Below are 26,001 nucleotides of genomic sequence, written 5' to 3'. Positions count from 1 at the left end.
GATCTGCCGTGCTCTCGCTCCTGTCTTTCTAGTTCCGTGTGTCGCCAGCGTTTCAGTCGGTCAGTGCGTACGGCCGTGGTAGCGGTTACGCGCGGGCGATCTAAGAGGTGCGATGTGTTCGGAGGTAGCTCAACTCATCGAACGGGATGCATCTTGAGGTAAGTCCATCTCGACTTGCCGATGGCGGCATCGCCAGGCACCGCATGATGGAGTGGTGCGGCCAGTACGCCGCACCACTCACAGTGCGTCGAGAAACGCCCGCACCGCCGGCCCGAACCGCGCGAAATCGACCAGGAACGCATCGTGGCCCTGCGGCGAATCCAGCCCCAGGAACTGCGCCAGTGCGCCGCCGGCGCGCAGGCCGTCGGCGATCTGTTGCTGCTGCTGCACCGGGAACAGGATGTCGGTGTTGGCGCCGATCGCCAGCGCGCGCTCGATCTGGATCGTGGCGATGCCGGCCAGCACGTCGCCGCCGGCGGGTTCGGCCAGGTCGAACCAGTCCATCGAGCGGCTCAGGTACAGATAGCAGTTCGGGTCGAAACGGCGTACGAAGCGGCGGGCGTGGCCTTCCAGGTAGCTCTCGACCTGGAATTCCAGGCCGAACGGATCGTCGTCGGTCTGGTCGGAATCCAGCCGCACGCGGCCGAAGCGGCCGTCCCATTCCAGCGCCGAGCGATAGGTGATCACGCCGAGCTTGCGCGCCATGCGCATGCCCGACTCGGGATAGGTGGCTTCGTCGTAGTCGCCGCCGTTCCAGTTCGGGTCCAGCCGGATCGCCTCGCGCTGCAGCGAGCGGATCGCGATCGAGAACGGCAGTGCCTGCGCGCTGCCGGAGATGTTGATGTGGCTGCGGGCCAGGCCGGGATGCCGGTGCAGCAGCGCCAGCGCAGTCATGCCGCCCATCGAGTTGCCGATCACGCAGGCCAACTGCGCGATGTTCAGTGCCCGCACCACTTGCGCGGCGGCGTCGGCACCGTCCTCGATCGACAGCTCCGGGAAGCGCAGGCGATACGGCTTGCCGTCGTCCGGATGCGGCGAGGCCGGGCCGGTCGAACCCTTGCAACTGCCCAGCGAGTTCACGCAGATCACGAACCAACGCTGGGTGTCGATCGGCTTGCCGGGGCCGAGCATGCCGTCCCACCAGCCTGGCGTGGGATCGTCGGCATTGGCTGCGGCATGCGCGTCGGGCGAGAGTCCGGTGACGATCAGGACCGCGTTGTCGCGCGCGGCCGACAGCGTGCCCCAGGTTTCGTAGGCGACCCGCGCGCCATGCAGCTGGCCACCACGTTTCATCGGGAACGGCGAGGGCAGGGTGTGGAAGCGGCTGCCGGGCGGGATGAATTCGGTCATGCGCCGATTCTAGCCGCGCGATTGCGCATCCGGCGTATGCGTGGTGCGGGATGGAGCGTGTCGGGCCGCAATGGCGTCCGTGAGTGACGCCGGGCCGGATCTACTGCGCGTCTGATCATTCGCTTCCACCGCGATCCAGTCCGACACGCTGTTGCCTCGTGGGAGCGGCTTCAGCCGCGACAGGACTCCCGGTAGAGCGTGTCGCGGCTGAAGCCGCTCCTGCAACGACGTTTCGCATTCTTGCTGGCGTCTTGGCCTGGTCGCGACCGGACGGTCCCGATCAGGCACGGTCGCTCCCACATGACTGCTTGCGCTACGGCTTGCCGATCTCCAGCTCCACCGGCGCGGTCGCCGGCAGGGTGACCGTCACCGGCGCCGATTCCAGATCGCCCTCCTGGCGCATGGCATTACCGCTGGCCGACAGCCGCGCGATCACCTGCACTTGCTTGAGTTGCGAGAGCTTCTGCGTCGGCATCGGGCTGTCCGCGTCGCTCAGCGTCACCCGCAACGGCAGCGCCTGCAGCGGATGTTTCTGCACCGCCACCGGCATCGGCGGACCGCCCGGCACGCGGGCAATCACGAACACGCTGGCGTCGCCGCGCAGGCGCACGCGGGCGGCGAACGCCGGGTCCAGCGACACTGCCACGGTCAGGCCGGCGGTCGCCGGCGCCTTGTCAGGCTGCGCCGTGGCGCCGGCGGCGGGCAAGGCCGGCAGGCCGGCCGCGCTGCGCGCCGCATCGATCTGCGGCCGCAGCGCCGCGGCCGTGGCCGCATCCACGCGCGGCAACAGCGCTTCCCAGGTGGCCGCGGCGGCGGCGTCCTGGCCGCGCTGGCGCTGGGCGATGCCGAGGAACCAGGCGCCGCGTTCGCTGCCCGGCGCCAATTGCAGGGCGTGCTGCAGCCAGGCCAGCGCCTGGTCGTCGAACTGCCGTTGCGGGTTGGCCATCGCCCGCGCCTCGGCCGCCTCGATCAGCAACGGCGCCTGTTCCGGCGCCAGGCGCACCGCACGCGCGAATGCGGCCGCGGCCTCGGCGTTGTGCCCCAGCGACATCTGGCTACGGCCGAGCAAGGCCCAGCCGTCGGCCCGGTTGGGATCCTTCGCCAGCGCCGCCTGCAGTTGCTTCACGCCGTCCTCGAGCGTGCGTGGTGCCTCGCGGTTCTGCGCCTGCAGCGCGCGTGGAGTACCGACCAGCGCATATAGCGCCGCCGTCGCCACGCCCAGCGCCAGGATCGCCACCGCCAGCACCGCACCGTTGCGGCCGCCGCCGCGCAGCGGCCACAGCACCACCGCGAACACCAGCGCCGCCAGCGCCACCGCCGCGGCCGACATGCCCCAGCTCAGCATCGCCTCACCATTCCTGTTCGTCCTGCAGCGGTAGCGCGGTCGCTGCCGGCGCGCGTCGCCGCACCATCCGGATCAGCACCACGGCGCCGCCGGCCAGCAGCAGCAAGGGGCCGAACCACAGCAGCCAGGTGCGCGCTTCCAGTTGCGGCCGGTACAGCACGAACTCGCCGTAGCGATCGACCAGGAACTGCTTGATCTGCGCATCCGATTTGCCCTGGTGCATCAGCTCCAGCACTTCGCGGCGCAGGTCCATGGCGATCTGCGCGTGCGAGTCGGCCAGCGACTGGTTCTGGCATTGCACGCAGCGCAGTTCCGCGGTCAGCGCATGGAAGCGCGTCTCCTCGGCGGCGGAGCGGTAGGCCAGCGGCGTCGGATCGGACACCGGTTCGGCGCCGGCCAGCGTGGACCACGCCAGCAGCGCCAGCAGGCCCAGCCGCAGCGCAGGCCGGCGGTGCTGGCTCATGGCGTGGCCTTGCCCTGGGCGCGCGTCGGCGGGGCGTCGCGCTCGGCCTGCTCCAGTGCCGGCAGCAGTTCGTCGCGGATGATCGCATCGGTCAGCTGGCCGGCATGCTTCCAGCGCACCACGCCGCGCGCGTCGACCAGGAAGGTCTCCGGCGCCGCGGCCACGCCCCAGTCGATTGCGGTGCGCCCTTCGGGGTCGAACAGCACCGCCAGGAACGGATTGCCCAACTGCTCCAGCCAGCGCAGCGCGTCCTCGCGGGTGTCCTTCCAGTCGTAGCCGATCACCCGCACACGCTTGCTGAGCGCGAAGCGGGTCAGCACCGGGTGTTCCTCGCGGCAGGCCGGGCACCAGCTGCCCCACACGTTGAGCACGTACGGCGCGCCCAGCAACTCGCTGCTGCGCACGCGGATCGAGGCGTCGTGCAGCAGCGGCAGTTCGAACGCCGGCGCCGGCTTGCCGATCAGCGCCGAGGGCAGCGCGTCGCGATCGGCGCTGCCGGAACGCTGCACCGCATACACCATCAACGCCAGCAGGCCGAGGAAGAACAGCGCACCCAGCAGGATGGCGGGCAGCGGCAGGCGACGTGGAGCGGGAGCGGACATCAGGGGGTCTCCGGGGTACGACGGAAGCGCCGGTCGGCGGCGGTGACGAAACCGCCCAGCGCCATCAGCGCCGCGCCAAGCCAGATCCAGCGCACGAAGGGTTTGACGTGCACGCGCATCGCCCAGGCGTTGCCGCCCAGCGGCTCGCCGAGGGCGACGTAGACGTCGCCGAACAGGCCGGGGTGGATGCCGGCTTCGGTCATGTTCTGGCCGCCGCTGGCGTAAAGACGCTTTTCCGGGTGCAGCAGCGCCAGCGGGCGATCGTCGCGCAGCACCTGCACGTGCGCACGTTCGGCCATGTAGTTGGGGCCCTTGCGCTGGTCCAGTCCCTGCAGCTCGAAACGGTAGCGGCCCAGCTCCAGGTGCTGTCCGGGCGCCAGCGCCACTTCGCGCTGTTGCTCCAGGGCCTCGACCAGCAACGCGCCGGCCAGAAAAACGGCGATGCCGGTGTGCGCCAGGGTCATGCCCAGCATCTCGGCGGTGAAGCGGCTGCCCTTGAGCTGGCGCCGGCTCCATACGAAGCGCGCGGTGCCCAGCAGCACCCAGGCCGCGGCGGCGACGCCGGCGGCGGTCTTCCACGCACCCTGCGGCGCCAGGAAGAAGCCGATCGCCCCCGCCAGCAGCGCCAGGCCCGCCCACGGCGCCAGCAGCGCCAGCGGCCGCGACGCCTGTTCGCGCTGCCAGCGGGTCAGCGGGCCGAACGGCAGCAGCGCCACCAGCGGCGCCATCAGCACGATGAACAAGGTGCCGAAGTAGGGCGGCCCCACCGACAGCTTGCCCAAGTCCAGCGCATCGGCCAGCAGCGGATACAGCGTGCCCAGCAGCACCATGGCGCAGGCGCAGGTCAGCAGCAGGTTGTTGGCCAGCAGCAGGGTCTCGCGCGAGGCCGGGGCGAAGCGCTGCCGCGCCTCGTCGGCCGCCGCCGCCACGCGGCCGCCGCGCAGCGCATACAGCAGCAGCGCGCCGCCGCACAGCAGGCTCAGGAACACCAGGATGAACAGGCCGCGGGCGGGGTCGGCGGCAAACGAGTGCACGCTGGTCAGCACGCCCGAGCGCACCAGGAAGGTGCCGAGCAGCGACAGCGAGAATGCGGCGATCGCCAGCAGCAGGGTCCAGGCGCCGAAGCTGCCGCGTTTCTCGGTGACCGCCTGCGAATGCAGCAGCGCCGCGCCGGCCAGCCACGGCATGAAGCTGGCGTTCTCCACCGGGTCCCAGAACCACCAGCCGCCCCAGCCCAGTTCGTAGTATGCCCACCAGCTGCCGAGGGCGATGCCGATGGTCAAAAAACCCCAGGCCACGTTGGTCCACGGCCGCGTCCAGCGCAGCCAGCGCGCATCCACCTGGCCGTCCAGCAGCGCGGCGATGGCGAAGGCGAACGGCACCGCGAAGCCGACATAGCCGGCGTACAGCAGCGGCGGATGGATCACCAGGCCGGGATCCTGCAGCAATGGATTGAGATCGCGCCCTTCCAGCGGCGCCGGCAGCAGCCGCGCGAACGGGTTGGAGGTGAACAGCAGGAATGCCAGGAAGCCGATGCTGACCAGTGCCAGGGTGCCGATCACCCGCGCGACGACGTGCGCCGGCAGACGCCGCGAGTACAGCGCGACCGCGCCGGTCCACAGCGCCAGGATCAGCGTCCACAGCAGCAGCGAGCCCTCGTGCGCGCCCCACACCGCCGAGTAGCGGTACACCAGCGGCAGCAGCGAGTTGGAGTTCTCGGCGACGTAGGCCACCGAGAAGTCCTGGGTCACGAACGCATGGGTGAGGATCGCGAAGGCGCCGGCCACCAAGGCCAGCTGCGCGAACGCCGCCGGCCGCGCCACCGCCATCCAGCGCGCATCGCCGCGCTGCGCGCCGGCCAGCGGCAGCAGCGCCTGCAGCACGGCGGTGAGCAGGGCGAGGATCAGCAGGAGCTGACCGACCTCAGGCAGCATGGTGCTTGCGGAACGCGCGAGCGGGCAGGGCGGGACGCGCAGCGGATTGCGGGATACACGTGGCGCGAGATTGCTCCCCGGGGTTCCGTCGCCGATGCTTGGTGGTGCCAACGATCGGGCCAGCGCTGTTGCTTCGACGATTCCCCATTCCCCAATCCCGGTTCCCGCCCCTCACTGCATCGCCCCCACATCATGCTTGCGATGCGCGCTGCCCATCTTGTCCGCCAGCTCCTTCGGCATGTAGGTCTCGTCGTGCTTGGCCAGCACGTCCTCGGCGACGAACACGCCGTCGTGCATGCTGCCGGTGGCCACCACCGCCTGGCCCTCGCGGAACAGGTCGGGCAGGATCCGGTCGTAGCGCACGGTCAGTTGCGCATCGCCGTCGGTGACCCGGAAGTGCGACTGCAGCGACCCCGGGGCGCGCTGGAACGAGCCCTTCTCGACCATGCCGCCGAGGCGGAAGCGCGCGTGCGCGCCGGTCTTGCCGGCCAGCACTTCGGCCGGGGTGTACAGGTAGGCGGCATTGCGCTGCAGGGCCATCGCCACCAGCGTGGTGGTCAGGCCGGCGGCCAGCACCAGCAGCATCAGCCACAGCAGGCGGCGCTTGCGCTGTGGGTTCATCGGCTCAGCTCCAGCGGCGGCGCCGGTTCGGCCTTGGCCTGGCGCTTGCGTTGTGCGCGCAGCCGTGCCGCCCGCAGCGCGTTGCGCACCTGCAGCCGCGCCAGCACGAAATCGGCGAGCAGTACCCCGGCGAACACCGCGTAGGCACCGACCACATACGGCAGGTAGTTCATCCGCGTGCCTCCGCCAGTTGCGTCACCCAGTCCTTGCCGGCCTCGCGGCGCAGGTTGTCGGCGCGCGCGCGCGCCAGCAGCGAGCCGGCGAACCAGAACTTGGTCGCGGCCACCATCAGCCACAGCGGCGGCAGCATGCTCGGGTCCATGCTGGACTGGCCGAACAGGCGGATGGTCTGGCCCTGGTGCAGCGAGTTCCACCACACCACCGAATAGCGGATCACCGGCAGCAGCACCACGCCGACGATGGCCAGCAGCCCGGCCGCGCGCGCGGCGGTGCGCCGGTCCTCGATGGCCAGGTACAGGCCCATCACGCCGATGTACAGGAACAGCAGGATCAGCTCGGTGGTCAGGCGCGGGTCCCAGTCCCACCAGGCGCCCCACATCGGCTTGCCCCAGATGCTGCCGGTCAGCAGGGTGATCAGGGTGAAGGCGGCGCCGATCGGCGCGCAGGCCATCGCCAGGATCTCGCACAGCTTGATCCGCCAGACCTGGGCGATGGCCGCGTACACGGCCATCAGGCCGAACACGAACAGGCTCATCCAGGCGCTGGGCACATGGATGTAGAGGATGCGGAAGGCGTCGCTCTGCAGGCGGTCGGCCGGGACCACGAACAGGGCCTGCCAGATGCCCACGCCGGCCAGCAGCAGCGCCGCCAGGTAGCACCACGGCGTCCAGCGCGCAGCGAAGCGATCGAAGGTCGGCGGCGAACCGAGTTGGTGGAACCAGCGGACGAGAGAGGCCATGCGGACGATTCTAGCTGGCGGAAGGCGGGCTTCGATGCGACAACATTCGATGCGACAACGACGGAACGGCGAGGGAACACTGCGCTTGCATGGTACGGCCGCCGCCGCGCCGGCGCTGCGCCAACGGCTCAGCTCAGCGAGATGCGGATCGCCGCGGCCGCCGCCAACGGCGCCAGCACCAGCCCCGCGACCAGACCCGCGGCCAGCAACAGCAGGCCGCCGGCCGGATCCAGGCCCTGCGCCGCCGCCGCCACGCTGCCGGCGCCGAACACCAGCACCGGCACGTACAGCGGCAGGGCCAGCAGCGCGACCAGGATGCCGGCGCGCTTCATGCCCACCGTCAGCGCCGCGACCACCGCGCCGAGCAGGCTCAGCAGCGGGGTCCCCAGCGCCAACGATGCCAGCAGCACCGGCATGCGGTCATGTGGCAGGTGCAGCAATTCGCCGAGCAGCGGGGCGGCCACGATCAGCGGCAAGGCGGTGGTGACCCAGTGCAGCAGCACCCGCACCAGCACCAGCCAGGCCAGCGGCACCGGCGCCAGCAGCCATTGCTCCAGCGAGCCGTCCTCGGCATCGCTGCGGAACAGACTGTCCAGCGCCAGCAGGCCGGCCAGCAGCACCGCCAGCCATAGCGCGGCGCCGGCCACCTCGCCGAGCAGGCGCGGCTGGTTGCCCAGCGCCAGCGCGAACAGGGCCACGATCAGCAGGGCGAACAGCGCCGGCTGCAGTGCGTCGCCGCGGCGCCGCCACAGCAGGCGCAGGTCGCGCAGCAGCAGCGCGCGGGTGGCCTGCCACAGCGAAGGAACGGGCGTGGCCAGGCTCATGCGGCGACTCCGCTCAAGGTCAGCATGCGCGTGCGCACGGGGGGGGCGGCATAGGCGCCATGGGTGGTGACCAGGGCCGCGCCGCCGCTGCGCAGGTGCGCGGCGATCATGCGGTTGACCAGGGTGATGCCGTCCAGGTCGAGGTTGGCGTAGGGCTCGTCGAGCAGCCACAGCGGCGCCGGCGACAGCCACATCCGCGCCAGCGCCAGGCGCTTCTTCTGCCCGGCCGACAGCTGCCTTACCAGGGTGTCCTCGTAGCCGGCCAGGCCGACGATGGCCAGCGCGCTGCCGGGCATCTGCTTGGCCCGGCGCCCCTGCAGGCCGCACAGGTAGTGCAGGTTCTCCAGGGTGCTCAGGTCGGCCTTCAGCGCGCCCAGGTGGCCCAGGTAGGCCATGAAGCGGGCGCGGTCGCCGCGCCGCACCGGGTGGCCATCGATCTCGATGCGCCCGGCCTCGGCGCGCAGCAGGCCGACCAGCACCCGCAGCAGGGTGGTCTTGCCGGCGCCGTTGTCGCCCTGCACCAGCAGCGCCTCGCCGGCATCCAGGTGGAAGTCCAGCGGACCGAACACCGCGGCGTCGTCGCGGGCGAACGTGAGCCCGTGCGCGGCCAGTAGCGGTGGGGCGGTGTACAGCGGATCGGTCATCGGCGAAGGCCGCGGCGGATGGCGCGGCGGCGGGCGGCAAGGGAAGGCGCGCATTGTATCGGCATGCGGGCGTCCGGCGGATGCCGGCGGCGGCCACACGCGGCGATGCGCATGCGCTGCGTCAGTGGAGCGGCGGCGTGTAGGGCGCATCGCCGGCAAGCGGCTTTGCGTACACTCGGCGTTTTCCCGCTGCCCGCAGATCCCCCGCATGCATCCGCAGACCAAGCTGCCCAAGGTGGGCACCACCATCTTCACCGTGATGTCGCAACTGGCCGCCGAGCACGGCGCGGTCAACCTGGGCCAGGGCTTTCCCGATTTCCCGGTGCCGCCGCGGCTGATCGAGGCGCTGGACCGGGCGATGCGCGACGGCCACAACCAGTACCCGCCGATGACCGGCGTGCCGGCGCTGCGCCAGGCGATCGCCGAGAAGGCGCTGCGCTGCTACGGCGCCCAGGTCGATGCCGACACCGAGGTCACCGTCACCAGCGGCGCCACCGAGGCGCTGTTCAACGCCATCCACGCCGTGGTGCGCCCGGGCGAGGAGGTGATCGTGCTGGACCCGGCCTACGACAGCTACGAGCCGGCGATCGACCTGGCCGGCGCGCGTGCGGTGCACGTGCCGCTGGATCCGCAGACGTTCGCGGTGGACTGGGAGCGCGTACGTGCGGCGATCACCCCGCGCACCCGCCTGCTGATGCTCAACAGCCCGCACAACCCGTCCGGGGCCATGTTCGGCGCCGATGACCTGCAGGCGGTGGCCGAGCTGCTGCGCGGCAGCGACATCTTCCTGATCTCCGACGAGGTCTACGAGCACATCGTGTTCGACGGCCGCCGCCACGAGTCGGTGCTGCGCTGGCCGGAACTGCGCGAGCGCGCCTTCGTCGTCTCCAGCTTCGGCAAGACCTATCACTGCACCGGCTGGAAGATCGGCTACGCGATCGCGCCGCCGGCGCTCAGCGCAGAGTTCCGCAAGGTCCACCAGTACAACACCTTCGCCAGCTTCGGCCCGGCCCAGCACGCCTTCGCCGCGATGATCCGCGAGGAGCCCGAGCACGACGAACAGCTCGGCGCGTTCTACCAGGCCAAGCGCGACCGCTTCCGCGAACAATTGCTGGGCACCCGGCTGAAGCCGCTGCCGGTGCCGGGCGGCTACTTCCAGCTGGTGGACTATTCGGCGGTCAGCGACCTGCCCGACACCGAGTTCGTGAAGTGGCTGACCATCGAGAAGGGCGTGGCGGCGATCCCGCTGTCGCCGTTCTACCAGGACCCGCCGCCCGCCCAGCGCCTTGCGCGGCTGTGCTTTGCCAAGAACGAGGCGACGCTGGATGCGGCGATCGAGCGCTTGCGCGCGCTGTAGCGCGCGTAAGCGCCGGGATTGGGGATTCGGGAATGGGGAATGGTGAAAACTCGCCGATGCGCTTAGCCTTTACCCATTCCCTATTCCCCTTTCCCGATTCCCTGCTATGAACGATCTGAGGATCTCGCTGGTCCAGGGCGACACCCGCTGGCACGATCCGGCCGGCAACCGCGCGCATTACGCCGAGCTGCTGGCGCCGCTGACCGGCGTCACCGACTTGGTGATCCTGCCAGAGACCTTCACCAGCGGCTTCTCCAACGACGCGCTGGCGCAGGCCGAGGACATGGACGGGCCGACCGTGGCGTGGATCCGCGAGCAGGTCGCGCGGCTGGGCGCGGCGGTGACCGGCAGCGTGCAGTTGCGCGTGCCCGGCGCCGATGGCGAGGCCAAGGTGTTCAACCGCCTGCTGTGGGCCACGCCGGACGGCGCGTTGCAGCATTACGACAAGCGTCATCTGTTCCGCTACGGCAACGAACACCTGCGCTACGCCGCCGGGCACGAACGCCTGTGCGTGGAGTGGAAGGGCTGGCGGATCAATCCGCAGGTCTGCTACGACCTGCGCTTCCCGGTGTTCTGCCGCAACCGCTACGACGTCGAGCGCCCGGGACAGCTGGATTTCGACCTGCAGTTGTTCGTCGCCAACTGGCCGTCGGCGCGCGCCTACGCCTGGCGTACGCTGCTGCGCGCGCGCGCGATCGAGAACCTGTGCTTCGTGGCCGCGGTCAACCGCGTCGGCGTGGACGGCAACGACCTGCACTATGCCGGCGACAGCGCGGTGATCGATTTCCTCGGCCAGCCGCAACTGGAGATCCGCGAGCGCGAACAGGTCGCCACCACCACGATCTCCGCCGCCGCACTGGCCGCGCACCGCGCGCGCTTCCCGGCCATGCTCGATGCGGATGCCTTCAGTCTGGACGACTAGCCTGCGGCTCCAGTGACGCCGGAAAGCTCATCGTGCTATTTCCGAAGACGCCTGTCGTAGGAGCCGCTTCAGCCGCGACGGGCTTTCCCGGTAACCCCTGTCGCGGCGGATTCCGAAAGCGCGGCAATAGCCCCTCCCGCAGCATGTTGCGGCAAGCGTGGCGGGTGCATTGTGGGAGGGACTTCAGTCCCGACGCATTACGCCATCAGCAAGTGCTTCGCACGTCCCCGCTGCATGCGCGTTGACGCCTACAAAGCACCGAGGCAATCAGGTCGGGCCGCCGCAAACGAGTCTGGAGATGTTTGGCCGCCGGCCCCGGCCTGCCTTTGCTCCGGCCAGGCCGGGGCCGACCGCGCCTGCCGCGAGTGGAAATGCCTGCTGAACGCGCGCGCGATACCCCCCGCAACCTTGTCGCGGCCGCGACAAACCCATTGCTACCCTGTCGCCTTGTCCACCCACCCGGAATGCCCACATGATCAAGTCGCTCTCTCTGCTCGCACTGCTGGGTGCGGCCGCGCTCGCGCCGCAGGCCCAGGCCGCCGGCAACATCGATTGCAAGCTGTCCTTCAACCTGTCCGGCTGGTCGGTGTTCTACAAGACCGCCAAGGGCACCGGCACCATCACCTGCAACGACGGCGCGGTGATCCCGGTCAAGATCAGCAGCAAGGGCGGTGGCCTGACGGTCGGCAAGTCGAAGATCGTCGGTGGCCGCGGCACCTTCACCGGCGCCTATAGCCTCAACGATCTGTTCGGCACCTATGCCGCCGCCGAAGCGCATGCCGGCGTGGTCAAGTCCAGCACCGCGCAGGTCGTCACCAAGGGCGATATCTCGCTGGCCTTGGCCGGCACCGGCGAGGGCGTCGATCTGGGCGTCAATGTCGGCAATTTCGTGATCGAGCGCCGTAAGTGATAGATCGCGCTTCGCCGTGAAAAAGGGCCATCGGTCACGGCCGCACGCGCCGATGTGGCCAGCCGAATCCAGGCGCTGCGCTCCTGGGTTCGCGCCGGCTCCGGTCTGTTCGCAAACGACGGATAGGGTCTTCGGGCATTTACGCAAGCACGACGGCGAGCGAGGCCATGTTGGCCAGGGCGAGGGTGAGCAGCAGTAGGTTTTTTCGAGACATAATGATCCTGCGAAGGCGAGTGTAGTGTTGTGGGGAAGTCCGGCGCGCAGACCGACATCAGCCGGCCGTTCTATTGATGGCGCCTTCCGAATACATTTTGCGAAGACGCCAGGGCGATAAACTCCGCTACGGGCAGCGGTCGGCTGAAGTGATAGCCCTGACCGATATCGCATTTGATACTGCGCATGCGAAGTAGGTCCTCCTCGGTTTCGATACCATCGGCGATCACGCGCATGCCCATGCCGTGCGCCAGGCGCACGACGCTTTCCAAGGTTTCGAAGACATGGCTGGTCAATCGCGAGCGCCAGACCATCTGACGGTCGATTTTCAGAACGTTGAATGGCGCCATGCACAGGCGGTTGATCGAGGAGGCCCCGGTACCGAAAGCGTCGATTGCGCAATCGATCCCGTTGAGCCGCCAATGGGCCACGGCCCCGGCGATGCTGCCGTCGCGATTGTCGATGCCGTCCTCTGTCACCTCGATGGCAAAATGGCTGGTGTTGCCGCCGGAATGAATCAAGCGTTGCACGATGCGGTCGGCCCAGTTCGCCGAAACGAGTTGGTCTGCACACACGTTGATCGCCAGCTTCAGCGGGGTGGGCGTGGTCAGCGAGTTGCCGACGCTGGCAACGATATCCACCAACTGGTCGACCAGTTCCTGGCCCAGGTCGCATTCCTCGAGCAAGGAAAGGAAGCATTCCGGGCCGAGCACGCCCAAAGTCGGATGTTGCCATCGCACGAGCGCCTCTGCGCCCACCATTCCGCCAGTGGCGAGGCAATAGTTCGGTTGCAGGAATGGCGAAATTTCTCCCCCGCGATAAGCGGCGTAGACATCGGTGGCATTGATGTGCCTGGCCCGGTTCTGGATGAACTGGCCGTTGGTGTCGATGGTCGCCGGAGAGGTGGCCCGGTACAGCATGTCGGTGAAGTCGAACAGACGCAGCGGCTCTCCTGCGAAAATGATGTGCATGCCCCCGCAGTCGCGTCGCTGAGCGTATTCGTAGATGGAACTCTGAATGCGCATGTCGGTCACGCCGCCGACGATGACGTGACCGTTGTAATGGTGGTCGGCCAGGATGTCGATCAGCTGCAGGGCCGACGTGTTCTTCACTCGCGCCGACGTCACCACCAGGCCGATGTGCGTGGTCCGCATCCGCTCAAGAAACTGGGCGCTGTCGGCGGCCAGGTGAATATCGGCCACGCCCAAGCGCTGCAATAGCTTGCCGACGTAGGAGCTCTGCAGTTCGTCGTCGTAAGCGATCAGGGCGTTTTGGATGCTGACGAACGGGGTGTATGCGCTGTTGTTCATGATGACCTGGCCGGTGGGGCGCGAGAACGAGGTCGGCGCCATATGCATGCCGATGTCGCCCAGTGTGTCGGCCGTCGTTCGGTGGGGCGATGGCGCACCCCCTAAACACCGATAGGCGTTTGCCCAAAAGCATGAACCTCGGATGCCAGGTCGGCGAGGGATCTCTGCACCGTGCTGGAAACTGTGGCGACGCCATTACCGCTTTCGCTGGCGGGTGCATCGGTGCTGGGCTATCCTGCTGCCGGTCGCCAGCCCATGGCATCGCAGCGCGCTTGTCGAGACCGATGTATGCCGCAAAAGTTGCTTGCCAGAACGGGTCGCTACTACCGGCGCATCCTCTACGGATCCGCGGCGGCGCTCTCATTGGCGATCGTCAGCGCGGCCGCGCTGTTCTGCAGCGGTAGCATCGACCAGTACCGCGACAAGCAGGTCGCGCAGTTCGTCAAGAACAGCGAGGACGTGCAGACGCAGGTGGACGAGCTGTCGGCACGCCTGATCCAGTTCGCCGAAGTCTACGAAGGCGTATGGAATCTGCGGCAGAACGATGTCGTCCCCGTGCAGCGTTATGCGCGCAAGTTGGCCGACGGACAGGGCCTCACCGTCACCGAAGACGATCTGACCGCCACCCCCTTCACGCTGGCAAGCGTGTTGACCGGTGCAGGCGATACCGAGCGGCTGGCGACGGCGATGCGCGTGGTCCGCGACATCTCTGCTGCACCTTCCATCGACGCCAGAAAGACCGGCGTGACCTTGGAAGGCTTCCTGTACGCGCCCGACGGCAGTTTTCTCGCCGCTTGTCCCGTGCTGGGAACGGCCGTGTCGGACAGTGCGCGCCGCCAGGGCGTCGAAGCCTTCATTCGCCAGCGCATCGCCGCGGTGGAGCGCCTTGTCGCGGCCACGCCGACCCAGACGTTTCGCATCAATAGACTGTTGTGGCGCCCGGCGGATGCTAGCGACGGGCAAGCCTCCGTGTCGCAGCTCATCGTGCCGATGTTCCACGATGACAAGCGTGTCTTCACCATTGCGTTGTCGTTGCCGGATCGGCAGTTCATGCGGTTCTTCCTGCGCAAGCAAGCCAGGCATCCGGGGTTCTTCCTTCTGAGCAAGGATGGCCGCCAGAACCTCGGCGATTCGCCGCACGATCCGCAGGAAGCCGCTTTGTTGGCCAGGGTGCGCGCGCAGGCGTCGCGGTTCGACACGGTCGCCGGCGAACCGATCACGCTGTACCGTGACGGCACGTTCCTGGTAGCCCAGCGCATCGGTGGGCCGGACTGGATTGCGGTCTACGCATATACCTGGAGCGACGTGCTGGCAAATCTACAGCACGAATTCTTCACCGGCGCGCTGGTGTGCCTGCTGGCGCTCGTCCTGATGTGGGCAACCGCCATCTATTTCGACTTCAGGGTGACCAAGCCACTGCTCAGCAGCGCGGAGAAGCTGATAGAGGCGGAGCATTTCAGCAATGCGATCATCGACACCTTGCCGATCGGCATCGGCATCTATGCGCCGGCGAGCGAGGCGGTGGTACTGGAGAACGGCGTGGCCAAGCGGATGCTCGGCAGCCGCAGTGCGGACTTCTATCGTGACGTGATGCGCGAGCGCAGCGCGCAGTCCGGGCCCGGCACGCGTCACTCGTTCGTCGAGGTGCAATGGAACATCGCCGAAGGCCAGAGCAGCTATATCGGCGTGGCCTCTTCGCAGACCCGCTTCGGCGGCCGGTCGGTGGTGCTGCTGGGGCTGGTCGACATCAACGAGCGCAAGGCCAACGAGATGCTGCTGGTCCAGGCCAGGCAGACCGCCGACGAAGCCAATCGCGCAAAGTCGATGTTCCTGGCGATCGTCAGCCATGAGATCCGCACGCCGTTGCATGGCGCTATGGGCCACCTGGAACTGCTGGCGCGCAGCCCGCTGGGGGTCGAGCAGAGCGAATGGGTGGACATGATCCGGCGTTCGTTCGATGCACTGCTGACGCTGGTCAACGATCTGCTCGATTCGACGAAGCTGGAAGCCAACGCGCTGAAGATCAATCCGGTGCCGATGTCGCCCAACGATGTGTTGGAACGCTGCGCGCGCAGTTTCGGCGCGTCGATCCTGCAGGGAGGCATTGCCTTCTACTGCGTGACTGACCCGGAGCTGGATGCGGTGGTGCAGGGCGACGACCAGCGCTTGGCGCAGATCCTGCAAAATCTGCTGAGCAACGCGGCCAAATTCACCGAGCGTGGCTCGATCATGATTTCTTCAAGCTGCCTCAGGCAGGAGGACGAGACGCTCTGGGCGCGTTTCGAAGTCGCCGATACCGGCATCGGTATTCCCGCCTCGATGCAGTCGGCGATCTTCAACCCGCTGGCGCAGGCCGACGACAGCATCAGTCGCCGTTTCGGCGGGACCGGGCTGGGTCTGTTCCTGTGCCGGAATCTCTCGCGCCTGATGGGCGGACGCATCAGCGTCAGCAGCGAGCCAGGGGCTGGCAGCGTGTTTCGAGTGGATCTTCCATTCAAGCGCAACCAGCGCGCGCTGCCTGCCGATCTGTCGCCTTTGGAGGGCGTTTCCGTGGATCTGGTCTGCCCGCAGCCGGCCTGGCGCGCCGCACTGGCGCAGCGACTGCGGCGCTGGGGCGCAACGCTGCAGGCAGCGGGCGCACCAGCCGCGGCCCTGCACATTCGGGTACTGGCGGAGGCCGATGGCCGCGCCTGGCATACCGCCGATCTGAGTGCGGTGCCGTCGCTCGGGACGGTGTTCGTGACCGCCAAGGGGCCGTTGGCGCCGCATCGGCACCAGAAGCAAGTCGATGTCAGTTCGATGAGCCATGAAGCCTTGCTGGATGCGCTGACCGCCTTGACCGGCGCCGCACAGCGCTCTGCCGAACGGCCTGCGCTCGCAGCCGCCGACGAGGGCATCGAGCAGGACCTGGATATTCTCGTGGCCGAAGACGACGCGGTGAATCGGACATTGATCAAGCATCAACTCGCGGCGCTCGGGTGCCGACGCGTGCGCGTGGCCGTCGATGGCAAGGAGGCGCTAAAGCTCTGGTTGGAGCGTCGCGCGGATCTGGTCATCACCGACCTGGGCATGCCGCACCTGGATGGCGTCGGCCTGCTGCGCAAGCTGCGCGAGTTCGATCCGGCGGCGCGCGTGGTGGCGACCTCCGCCTCTGCCGCTGCGGAGATCAGCGCCGACGCCGAGCAGTTTTCCGATTTGCTGCAAAAACCTGTCCTGTTAAGCGATCTGCGCCGTGTCCTGAGGAATGCCATGCTTGCCCGTACATCCGCCGCCGGTTCCGGCGCGCTTCAGGAGCCGCGATCCGATGAGCTCGATGTCTTGCTGCGGCAGGCGTTCCGGTCCGAATGGGGAGCGGAGCGTGACCTGATCGAGCAGGCGCTGGTCGCGCAAGACCTCGAGTCGCTGCGTCGGCGCGTGCACCGGCTGCAGGGGGCGTTGATGGCGCTGGGCATGGACGATCTGGTGTCGGAGCTGCACGCCTTGCAGCAGCTGTACGCCAGCGCCGACTGGCCCTCGCTGGTGTCGCATTGCCGCCAACTGCTGCTGCACGTGGAGGCCACGCTGGGCTGACTCCGTCAGTGCGCCCCCGGCGTCGCGGTCGGAACGGCCGCTGCGGTGTCGCTCAGGTCTTGCGCTCGTCGAGTTCGCGCAGCAGGGCCGCCAGTTCGACGTCGTTCTTGGCGCCGAGCTTCTTCATGGCCGCGATCTTCTGGTTGCTGATGGTCTTGGGGCTGCGCTTGAGCCGGTCGGCGATTTCGCCCAACGACATGCCGTCGGCCGTCATCCGTGCCACTGCCGCTTCCTTGGCGGAGAGCGCATCCACGCCGACGGTGCCGTTCTTGCGATAGCGTGCGGCCAGCAGCGCCGCCGACAGCGAACCTGGGATATGGAGACGGCCGGCGGCGACGTCCTGCACGGCCGTGGCCAGGTTGCCGAAATCGGCGCGGCTCTTGCCGATGAAGCCCGAGGCGCCGAGTTGCAGGGCGGCCGAGACGATGGAGGGGGCCGTGTGTGCGCTGAGGACCAGCAGTCGCATGTCCGGCGCGAGCCGGCGCAGCCGTTGCAGCAGATGCAGTCCATCTGCCTGCGGATCGCTTTCGAATTCGTAGTCGCACAAGAGCACGTCCACCGGTTTCTCGGGGAGCAGGCGCAGCAACTGGTCGATCGCATCGCAACTGAACATCACTTCGATGTCTGGGTTGTCCTTCAGCACACTGTTGACGCCGAGCAGCACGATCGGGTGGTCGTCTGCGATGCCGACTCTGATCCTGTCCATCGTTGAGTCCTGTAGGGGCGTTCGCATGCTTTCGGAAAAGCATACGGCAGCGTCGCCGTTTATCGGCGCTGGGGGAGCGGAAGATGGCACATGGTGCATTTTCTAGACTGTAACTGTAACGCTTCTCGCAAATTTTTGGGCGCTCGCCCATGTCCGGATTGGGTGCGTTCCCATCGCCGTTATATAGGGGGAAATCTACATTTCCATGCAATCTTCAGTGGGAGCGTGGAAATGAACAAGGTATTCAAGATCGTGTGGAATCGCGCCGTGGGCGCGTGGGTGATCGTTTCCGAGCTGGCCAAGGCGAAGGGTGGTTTGACGAGCCGAAAAGTGGTGGAGCGGAGGCTGTCCGTTCCATGCGCAGGCGTCGCTTTTTTCGGTGTCGTGGCCACGCTATCCGGTAGCGCTTATGCGCAGTCCCAAGCGGACGTTGACCATCAGTTCAACACCGGCATTTTGGAGACCTTCGGGTTCAGGTCGCAAAGCAACAGCCCGGCATGCAGTGGAGCCTGGCAGAACAGTGGTCAACAAGGATGGGGTTTCGGAGGAAACAATCTTGGAATTACCGGCGGTGACTTCGATACCGTCAAAAGGAACGGCATCGCGAACATTTGTTCTTTCGCGGATGCCGCGACGCAGAAGAATCGTATTCTGACCTGGGCAAACAACAGCGATTCAAGTGTCGTGAACATGACGGTGGGAGGCAAGTTCTACGCCAATACCGCCGCCTATCTGAATAACGCCACGATCAACAACCTGACCCTGACCGGCGCCGTTAACCTGCCTTACTTCTCTGTCAACAGCACGCAGAGTACCGGGACGGCGAGCGGCTCCGACGGCATCGCGATCGGCATGGGCAGCACCAACGCCGGCGGCGCCAGTTCCATCGCGGTCGGCAACGGTGCCGTGGCGTCCGGTTCGGCAGCCATCGCGCAGGGCAAAGGGGCCACGGCGTCGGGGCAGGGCGCGCTTGCGCTCGGCAGCCAGAACGAAGCCTCTTCGACCAATGCCATCGCACTGGGAACCTCCAGCGCCGCCAGCGGCAGCAACAGCGTGGCGATCGGCGGTAGCGCGAAGGCGAACGGCGCCACCAGCACCGCCATCGGCGCCACTGCGACAGCGAGCCAGACCAGTGCGCTGGCGCTCGGAAACAAGTCGACCGCCTCTGGCGTGAATAGCCTCGCCGCCGGTAGCGGTGCGACGGCCTCCGGGCAGTCGTCAATGGCGGTGGGTGTCAACCTGACTGCCAATGCGAAAGGCGCCATCGCGGTCGGCGATTCCGTCACCGCGTCGGGCGTGGGAGCCATCGCGATCGGCAGCTACTCCGACTGGTCGGCACTCAATACCGCTGCGGGTCGGGATTCGATCGCCATCGGCAATGCTGCCAATTCGCAGACGCAGGGGGCGATCGCCATCGGCAACAGAGCGACGGCATCGGCCAACCAGGACGACGTGGCGCTGGGCTCCTCCAGCACAACCAGCGCGGTCGTTGCGACGAAGAGTAGCGCCATCAATGGCGTCACGTACGCATACGCCGGCACCACACCGTCGAGCACGGTGAGCGTGGGCAGCGCCGGCAAGGAGCGCACCGTGACCAACGTGGCGGCCGGTCGCGTGGCGGCGACCAGCACCGATGCGGTGAACGGCTCGCAGCTGTTTGCGACCAACACCGAGGTGACCTCGGTCGGCGGCAAGGTCAGCACGCTCGGCGATCAGGTGACCAAGCTCAACACGACCGTCACCAACCTGCAGGAAGGTAAGGGCATCAAGTATGTCCACACCAACTCCACGGGCGCCGACAGCGTGGCCAGCGGGACCGACAGCACCGCGGTGGGCGTGGCCGCCACCGCGTATGGCGACAGCGCGCTGGCGCTGGGCGACAGCGCGGTCGCCGGCCAGGCCAACACCGACGACAAGCCAAAGAACGCCGCGACCATCGTCAACGATGTGGCGTTGGGCAAGGCGGCCAAGGCCACCGGCGGCAACAGCCTGGCGCTGGGTGCGGGTGCGTCGGCCGGGCAGGCCGGTGCAGTGGCGCTGGGTGCCGGCAGCAGCACGGCGGCGGCGGTGGCGACCACCGGTGCGACCATCAACGGAACCGCGTACACCTATGCCGGCACCACACCGTCGAGCACGGTGAGCGTGGGCAGCGCCGGCAAGGAGCGCACCGTGACCAACGTGGCGGCCGGTCGCGTGGCGGCGACCAGCACCGATGCGGTGAACGGCTCGCAGCTGTTTGCGACCAACACGGAGGTGACCTCGGTCGGTGGCAAGGTCAGCACGCTCGGCGATCAGGTGACCAACCTCAATACGACCGTCACCAACCTGCAGGAAGGTAAGGGCATCAAGTATGTCCACACCAACTCCACGGGCGCCGACAGCGTGGCCAGCGGGACCGACAGCACCGCGGTGGGCGTGGCCGCCACTGCGTATGGCGACAGCGCGCTGGCGCTGGGCGACAGCGCGGTCGCCGGCCAGGCCAACACCGACGACAAGCCAAAGAACGCCGCGACCATCGTCAACGATGTGGCGTTGGGCAAGGCGGCCAAGGCTACCGGCGGCAACAGCCTGGCGCTGGGTGCGGGTGCGTCTGCCGGGCAGGCCGGTGCGGTGGCGCTGGGTGCCGGCAGCAGCACGGCGGCGGCGGTGGCGACCACCGGTGCGACCATCAACGGAACCGCGTACACCTATGCCGGCACCGCACCGGTGAGCACGGTGAGCGTGGGCAGCGCCGGCAAGGAGCGCACCGTGACCAACGTGGCGGCCGGTCGCGTGGCGGCGACCAGCACCGATGCGGTGAACGGCTCGCAGCTGTTTGCGACCAACACGGAGGTGACCTCGGTCGGTGGCAAGGTGACTGAGATCAACAAGGTCCTGGAGAAGCTGAAGGACGGCACCGGCGTGAAGTACGTCAACACCAACTCCACGGGCGCCGACAGCGTGGCCAGCGGGACCGACAGCACCGCGGTGGGCGTGGCCGCCACCGCGTATGGCGACAGCGCGCTGGCGCTGGGCGACAGCGCGGTCGCCGGCCAGGCCAACACCGACGACAAGCCGAAGAACGCCGCGACCATCGTCAACGATGTGGCGTTGGGCAAGGCGGCCAAGGCTACCGGCGGCAACAGCCTGGCGCTGGGTGCGGGTGCGTCTGCCGGGCAGGCCGGTGCGGTGGCGCTGGGTGCCGGCAGCAGCACGGCGGCGGCGGTGGCGACCACCGGTGCGACCATCAACGGAACCGCGTACACCTATGCCGGCACCGCACCGGTGAGCACGGTGAGCGTGGGCAGCGCCGGCAAGGAGCGCACCGTGACCAACGTGGCGGCCGGTCGCGTGGCGGCGACCAGCACCGATGCGGTGAACGGCTCGCAGCTGTTTGCAACCAACACGGAGGTGACCTCGGTCGGTGGCAAGGTGACTGAGATCAACAAGGTCCTGGAGAAGCTGAAGGACGGCACCGGCGTGAAGTACGTCAACACCAACTCCACGGGCGCCGACAGCGTGGCCAGCGGGACCGACAGCACCGCGGTGGGCGTGGCCGCCACCGCGTATGGCGACAGCGCGCTGGCGCTGGGCGACAGCGCGGTCGCTGGCCAGGCCAACACCGACGAGCAGCCCGATAACGCCGCGACCATCGTCAACGATGTGGCGTTGGGCAAGGCGGCCAAGGCTACCGGCGGCAACAGCCTGGCGCTGGGTGCGGGTGCGTCGGCCGGGCAGTCCGGTGCGGTGGCGTTGGGTGCCGGCAGCAGCACGGCGGCGGCGGTGGCGACCACCGGCGCAACCATCAACGGGATGGCGTACACCTATGCCGGTAGCACGCCGGTGGGTACGGTGAGCGTGGGCAGCGCCGGCAAGGAGCGCACCGTGACCAACGTGGCGGCCGGTCGCGTGGCGGCGACCAGCACCGATGCGGTGAACGGCTCGCAGCTCAATGCGACCAATACCGAGTTGGGTAACGTCGGCAGCAAGGTCACGGAGCTGGATAGCACCGTGAAGCAGTTCCAGAGCGGCAAGGGCGTCAAGTACATCAACACCAACTCCACCGGCGCCGACAGCGTGGCCAGCGGGACCGACAGCACCGCGATCGGCGTGGCCGCCAATGCGGCCGGCAGCGGCTCGATGGCCGTCGGCAACGGTGCCAGTGCGCTGGGTGGCGATTCGGTGGCGCAGGGCAGCAATGCCGACGCGTCCGGCCTGCAGGCAGTGGCGCAGGGCCGCGATGCCTCTGCTTCGGGCGGATACAGCGTCGCGCAGGGTGCGTCCGCGAACGCCAACGGTGCAGGCTCGATCGCGATCGGCCATGCCGCGAGCGCAGATGCCAAGAATGCGCTGGCGATCGGAAGCAACGCGATGGCCAACTATAGCGGCGATGTCGCGTTGGGCAGCGGCAGCAGCACCGGTGCGGCCGTCTCCACCGAGGGCGTGGTGCTGAATGGACACAGCTACTCCTTCGCTGGCGCCGCGCCGACCAGTACCGTCAGCGTGGGCAGCGAAGGCAACGAGCGCACGATCACCAACGTGGCCGCGGGCCGTCTGTCCGACACCAGTACGGATGCGGTCAACGGTTCGCAGTTGCATGCGACCAATACGGAGTTGACCAAGCTCGACGATGCGGTCAAGGGCATCCAGGGCGGCGATGGCGTGAAGTACATGCGCATCAACTCCAGCGGCGGCGATAGCGCCGCCACGGGAACCGACAGCCTCGCGATCGGTCCCGATGCGGTCGCCGGCAATGCAAGCGATGTGGCGATCGGCGCGGGTGCCCGCACCGCGGCGACCTCGGCGGTGGAGTCCACCACGCTGGGCGGTTCCAGCTACAGCTTCGCCGGCAGCACACCGGCCGGCGCCTTCAGCGTCGGCGCGGTGGGCGCGGAGCGGCAGATCCAGAACGTGGCCGCCGGCCGCCTCAGCGCCACCAGCACCGATGCGGTGAACGGTTCGCAGTTGTACGCCACCAATCAGAAGGTGCAGGAAAACTCCGGCTCGATTTCCGCGCTGCAGAGCTCGATGACCACCATGCAGCAAACCATCGCGCAAGGCGGCGCGACCGCCGGCGGCATCGTGGTCGGCGGTACCCCGAGTACCCAGGCCATCGACTTCCCCGGCAGCAGCGGCGAGGGCAGCCAGGTCGGTCAGATCGCGCAGGTCTCCCCCGTCGTGGTCGGCAACAATGGCACCTCGGTCGCGGTCGGCCATACCGCGACGGCCAGCAATACGAATGCCACCTCGGTCGGCAACAACAGCCAGGCCAGCGGCGTGAACGCGACTGCGATGGGGGCCGATGCGGTCGCCTCCGGCGTCGGGAGCGTGGCTGTCGGCAAGGGGGCCAAGGCCACGGAGGCCAACAGCGTGGCCCTGGGCCAGGGCTCTGTGGCCGACCGCGCCAACAGTGTGTCTGTGGGGTCGGCCAGCAACCAGCGCCAGATCACCAACGTGGCGGCGGGAACCGAGCGCACCGATGCGGTCAACCTGGGCCAGATGAACGACGGACTCAACGGCGTGGCGGACTGGTCGCGCAACTACACCGACTCCCGCGTGGATCAGGCGGATCGGCGCGCCAGCGCCGGCGTGGCCGCGGCGATGGCGATGGCCAGCCTGCCCCAGGCCTATCAACCGGACCAGAGCGCGGCGGGCGTCTCGTTGAGCTCGTTCCGTGGCGAACAGGCGATCGCGGTCGGCGTTTCCACGATCAGCGAAAGTGGCCGCTACCTGTTCAAGGTCAATGCCAGCGCCACCACGCGCGGCGATGCCGGCGTGGCCGTCGGGGCGGGCATGGTCTGGTGACAAGCGCCGCGGGCGCCGGCCGGCCGCTTCTGTGTCGGTCGGCGCTTCCTTTCATTTTCCCGTTCACAAGCGCGTCCGAGGGCGCGCTTCTTTTTGTCGGCTGCATACGCGGCCGTGGAAGAGACGCCGTAGATGAACAGATCCGGATATCGCGCCTTCGGCGTGGTGGCGCTCGCCTTGATGTGGCTGGGGACCGCCCTGGCGATGTACCGCCATCATGCCAATACCTTGTGGCATCTCGTCCACCGGCGTTGCGAGATCAATGCGTGGCACTCCGGGGGGGCGGTGCCGTGCCGGATCCTGGACCCTGCGCAGGGCTATGCCCTCCTGCAGGACACGCGCGGTCGAGCGCATGCCTGGCTGGTACCGACGCGCCGCATCACCGGAGCCGCAGATCCCACGCTGCAGCGGCAGGACACGCCGAACTACTTCTGGCTGGCATGGCGCGCCCGTGGCGTGCTGTCGGATCTGTTGGGTGCGCCCGTTCCCGATACTGCCGTGGCCATCGCAGGCGATGCGCAGACGGTGTATTCGCAGAACCAGTTGCACCTGCGCATCGCCTGTCTGCGCGCGGACATCCGTGAACAGTTGGCGGTGGCGGGCCCGCATTGGGATGCGCACTGGAACGGGTATTGGCTAAAGGGCCGTCGCTACTATCTGCGGACGCTGAGCGAGGCGGAACTGGCACAGCGCAGCCCGTTCCTGCGCGTGGCCGAGGAGTTGCCCGGTGCCAGCGGCAATCTGGGACGCTACGGGCTGGCCCTGACCATGCTGCAGGACGGCCGTTTCGTGTTGCTGGCGCTACCGCGCACCTTGCTGGGCCGGGGCGCGAACCTGGGAGCGGCGCGTGTGCTGCAGGACGAGAACTGCGCGACCGCCGCCACGCGCAGTTTCCGCGACTCCTGGTACTCGAATGTGATGCGGCCCGGTCACAACGCGCGCCTGTAACGGATGGGCAAGCGAGCAATAGCGCCACCGCAGCACGCGGTAGCGCGTCATCCCCGGCGCGCCGCGTAGGCAGCGGCAAGTCTGACTGCTTGCGCCGCGCGGGCAGGTGCGATCACTGCTGCGCGAACACCCAGGCCAACTGGCCGCGTACCGGCTCGGGCGTCGCCAGCGCCTGGCGGTACAGGGTCCGCGCCGTCCAGCAGGCGTCCTCGTCGCTGGCCTTGGCGATCTCCGGCAGCACCCGCATCAGGCGCTGCTGCTGGTCGGCGGGCAGCGACTTGACCAGGGTGCCCATCGCCGCCTGGATCTGCTCCTGGCTCACCGGCTGCGCCGGGGTCTTGTTCAACTCCGCGTCGGTGGCCTTCAGCGAGACCTCGAACCAGCGGTCGATCTGCGCCTGCGGCAGCGTTTCCAGGCCCGACAGCATCGCCGCGCTCAGCGCCTGCGCATCGTTGGGGTTACCGCCGCGCGCCAGCACGGCGCACTGCCGCACGTCGACCTTGTCGCTGACCTGCGACAGGATCTGCAGGCGCTGTTCCAGCGTGGCGTGGTCCAGTCGCGCGATGCCGTTCTGCGCCAGTTGGAAGCCGGCGTGCTGCGCCTGCGGGCCGCTCTGCTTGAGCAGCGCCACGTAGCGTGGGTCGTTGGCCAGCTTGCGCAGCATGCGATCGAACGGCGCGTGCAGCGGCGAACTGGCCGGGTAGGGGTTCTGCGCCGCGGCGATCTCTTCCTGGGCCTTCTGCTGCGCCTTCTGGCAAGCGCCGAGGCTCAGCACGCCGGCGATCAGCAGCGGCAGGGCGATCTTCATCTTCCGTGTCATCGGGAATTCCTGGTCGGTGAGGGCGGCCACCCGCGGCGGCCGCCAGATGCGCCAGGATATCGGCTTCGTCCGTGCAGGGCGAACGGCGCGATTGCGGGTGGGCTGGTGTCGCCACGCCTCTGTCGTTCGAGCCTGCGAGACGCGGTCGGGCGCCACCTGGTCGGCGGCCACCGCACACGGCAATCTCCATTGGGCGCCGGCGTTCCCGGCGCTTATCATCCGCGACTCCCTCCGCGCGCGAGATCGTCCGCATGACCTCCGGAATGCTTGTTGGCCTTCTCGCGCTTGGCGTCGGCGCGTCGTCTCCGGCCGTATCGCAGCAGGCGGGCGTCGTCGACGCGGTCGTCCAGCAGCTTGATCTGACCTCGTTCCCCAATTCGGTCGGCCCCCGCCGCCTGCCGGGGAAGACGACGTTCGCGGACTATGGTTTCGTGGATGTCACCAAAACCGCCCATGGCGCGCGCCTGCTCGAGGCCGACAAGGGCTGGATGATGCGCTTCGAGGTGCTGTCGGCCGACGCCACGTCCGTACGTCTGTGCTTCCATGACACGGGATTGGCCAGGCCCGGCGCGACACAGGCCCCCAGCTACGACGCAACCTCGGCGCTGCTCGTCTCCACAGCGTCTCAGGGCAAGTGGACCGCCAAGCAGATCCCGGCGGGATTTGCCGGCTGCAAGAACGCGCCTGCCGGCGCGTGAGTGCACGCGGGGCGGCTGCGATGCGGGCCGTCGCACCACCTGGGTGATGGGGCTGCCGCGG

At 68.2% G+C, this 26,001-nt stretch carries 20 protein-coding genes; 7 read left to right on the top strand and 13 right to left on the bottom strand.

Features of this window, described 5'->3' with window-relative positions; translation table 11 throughout:
* Nucleotides 1-237: 237 nt before the first annotated feature.
* The 10 genes from RAB70_RS15870 to ccmA all read right to left on the bottom strand — a co-directional run bounded on the left by RAB70_RS15870 (nucleotide 238) and on the right by ccmA (nucleotide 8,702).
* Nucleotides 238-1,350 carry a homoserine O-acetyltransferase gene (locus RAB70_RS15870; protein WP_148828639.1) on the bottom strand — a complete coding sequence of 371 codons (1,113 nt, stop codon included), beginning with the start codon at nucleotides 1,348-1,350 and terminating at the stop codon, nucleotides 238-240.
* 313 nt (nucleotides 1,351-1,663) lie between these two features.
* Complete coding sequence (locus tag RAB70_RS15865; protein ID WP_148828638.1) at nucleotides 1,664-2,695, bottom strand: cytochrome C biogenesis protein; 1,032 nt, start codon at nucleotides 2,693-2,695, stop codon at nucleotides 1,664-1,666.
* Between the two features lie 4 nt (nucleotides 2,696-2,699).
* Complete coding sequence (locus tag RAB70_RS15860; RefSeq protein WP_148828637.1) at nucleotides 2,700-3,158, bottom strand: cytochrome c-type biogenesis protein; 459 nt, start codon at nucleotides 3,156-3,158, stop codon at nucleotides 2,700-2,702.
* Entirely contained in the window at nucleotides 3,155-3,760 is a 606-nt protein-coding gene (locus RAB70_RS15855) for a DsbE family thiol:disulfide interchange protein (RefSeq protein WP_148828636.1), read from the bottom strand. Before RAB70_RS15855 ends, RAB70_RS15860 begins: the two co-directional genes overlap by 4 nt.
* The gene (locus tag RAB70_RS15850; RefSeq protein WP_148828635.1) at nucleotides 3,760-5,694 is read right to left on the bottom strand and encodes a heme lyase CcmF/NrfE family subunit; all 1,935 of its coding nucleotides are present in this window, start codon (nucleotides 5,692-5,694) and stop codon (nucleotides 3,760-3,762) included. Before RAB70_RS15850 ends, RAB70_RS15855 begins: the two co-directional genes overlap by 1 nt.
* A gap of 171 nt (nucleotides 5,695-5,865) precedes the next feature.
* Nucleotides 5,866-6,315 carry a cytochrome c maturation protein CcmE gene (ccmE, locus tag RAB70_RS15845; RefSeq protein ID WP_010343775.1) on the bottom strand — a complete coding sequence of 150 codons (450 nt, stop codon included), beginning with the start codon at nucleotides 6,313-6,315 and terminating at the stop codon, nucleotides 5,866-5,868.
* Nucleotides 6,312-6,488: a heme exporter protein CcmD gene (locus tag RAB70_RS15840; protein WP_010343776.1), complete on the bottom strand. Its 177-nt coding sequence runs from the start codon at nucleotides 6,486-6,488 to the stop codon at nucleotides 6,312-6,314. The genes ccmE and RAB70_RS15840 overlap by 4 nt, the downstream gene beginning before the upstream one ends.
* The gene (gene ccmC / locus RAB70_RS15835) at nucleotides 6,485-7,234 is read right to left on the bottom strand and encodes a heme ABC transporter permease CcmC (protein WP_010343777.1); all 750 of its coding nucleotides are present in this window, start codon (nucleotides 7,232-7,234) and stop codon (nucleotides 6,485-6,487) included. Before ccmC ends, RAB70_RS15840 begins: the two co-directional genes overlap by 4 nt.
* A gap of 128 nt (nucleotides 7,235-7,362) precedes the next feature.
* The gene (ccmB, locus tag RAB70_RS15830; RefSeq protein ID WP_017907306.1) at nucleotides 7,363-8,058 is read right to left on the bottom strand and encodes a heme exporter protein CcmB; all 696 of its coding nucleotides are present in this window, start codon (nucleotides 8,056-8,058) and stop codon (nucleotides 7,363-7,365) included.
* Nucleotides 8,055-8,702, bottom strand: a complete 648-nt coding sequence (gene ccmA, locus RAB70_RS15825; RefSeq protein WP_017907305.1) for a heme ABC exporter ATP-binding protein CcmA — start codon at nucleotides 8,700-8,702, stop codon at nucleotides 8,055-8,057. Before ccmA ends, ccmB begins: the two co-directional genes overlap by 4 nt.
* Before the next feature lie 208 nt (nucleotides 8,703-8,910).
* On the opposite strand from ccmA, the gene RAB70_RS15820 reads away from it, so the two are divergent.
* The 3 genes from RAB70_RS15820 to RAB70_RS15810 all read left to right on the top strand — a co-directional run bounded on the left by RAB70_RS15820 (nucleotide 8,911) and on the right by RAB70_RS15810 (nucleotide 11,891).
* Nucleotides 8,911-10,059 (top strand): pyridoxal phosphate-dependent aminotransferase, encoded by a 1,149-nt coding sequence (locus tag RAB70_RS15820; RefSeq protein WP_043095607.1) that lies wholly within the window; start codon nucleotides 8,911-8,913, stop codon nucleotides 10,057-10,059.
* Between the two features lie 106 nt (nucleotides 10,060-10,165).
* Entirely contained in the window at nucleotides 10,166-10,981 is an 816-nt protein-coding gene (locus RAB70_RS15815; protein ID WP_148828634.1) for an amidohydrolase, read from the top strand.
* A 472-nt stretch (nucleotides 10,982-11,453) separates the two neighbouring features.
* Complete coding sequence (locus RAB70_RS15810) at nucleotides 11,454-11,891, top strand: hypothetical protein (RefSeq protein ID WP_017914143.1); 438 nt, start codon at nucleotides 11,454-11,456, stop codon at nucleotides 11,889-11,891.
* Between the two features lie 284 nt (nucleotides 11,892-12,175).
* Here RAB70_RS15810 and RAB70_RS15805 read toward each other — a convergent pair whose 3' ends face one another.
* Entirely contained in the window at nucleotides 12,176-13,462 is a 1,287-nt protein-coding gene (locus RAB70_RS15805; protein WP_225851609.1) for an EAL domain-containing protein, read from the bottom strand.
* A gap of 240 nt (nucleotides 13,463-13,702) precedes the next feature.
* Here RAB70_RS15805 and RAB70_RS15800 point away from each other — a divergent pair, with 240 nt between their 5' ends.
* On the top strand, nucleotides 13,703-16,984 hold the full coding sequence (locus tag RAB70_RS15800; protein WP_148828633.1) for an ATP-binding protein: 3,282 nt from the start codon (nucleotides 13,703-13,705) through the stop codon (nucleotides 16,982-16,984).
* A gap of 52 nt (nucleotides 16,985-17,036) precedes the next feature.
* Here RAB70_RS15800 and RAB70_RS15795 read toward each other — a convergent pair whose 3' ends face one another.
* Nucleotides 17,037-17,648, bottom strand: coding sequence for a response regulator transcription factor (locus RAB70_RS15795; protein ID WP_230979388.1), 612 nt, complete (start codon nucleotides 17,646-17,648; stop codon nucleotides 17,037-17,039).
* A gap of 273 nt (nucleotides 17,649-17,921) precedes the next feature.
* On the opposite strand from RAB70_RS15795, the gene RAB70_RS15790 reads away from it, so the two are divergent.
* Entirely contained in the window at nucleotides 17,922-23,474 is a 5,553-nt protein-coding gene (locus RAB70_RS15790) for an ESPR-type extended signal peptide-containing protein (protein ID WP_170268121.1), read from the top strand.
* A gap of 132 nt (nucleotides 23,475-23,606) precedes the next feature.
* Entirely contained in the window at nucleotides 23,607-24,422 is an 816-nt protein-coding gene (locus tag RAB70_RS15785; RefSeq protein ID WP_225851592.1) for a CDP-diacylglycerol diphosphatase, read from the top strand.
* A 112-nt stretch (nucleotides 24,423-24,534) separates the two neighbouring features.
* Here RAB70_RS15785 and RAB70_RS15780 read toward each other — a convergent pair whose 3' ends face one another.
* The gene (locus RAB70_RS15780; RefSeq protein WP_148828454.1) at nucleotides 24,535-25,230 is read right to left on the bottom strand and encodes a hypothetical protein; all 696 of its coding nucleotides are present in this window, start codon (nucleotides 25,228-25,230) and stop codon (nucleotides 24,535-24,537) included.
* 263 nt (nucleotides 25,231-25,493) lie between these two features.
* Between RAB70_RS15780 and RAB70_RS15775 the strand changes: the two genes are divergently transcribed.
* Nucleotides 25,494-25,940, top strand: coding sequence for a pesticin immunity protein (locus tag RAB70_RS15775; RefSeq protein WP_148828443.1), 447 nt, complete (start codon nucleotides 25,494-25,496; stop codon nucleotides 25,938-25,940).
* Nucleotides 25,941-26,001: the final 61 nt, after the last annotated feature.

This window comes from Xanthomonas sontii (assembly GCF_040529055.1).
GTDB classification, from domain to species: Bacteria; Pseudomonadota; Gammaproteobacteria; order Xanthomonadales; family Xanthomonadaceae; genus Xanthomonas_A; species Xanthomonas_A sontii.
The sequence above is the reverse complement of the archived record's forward strand: the minus strand, read 5'-3'. Positions and strand labels throughout refer to the sequence as shown.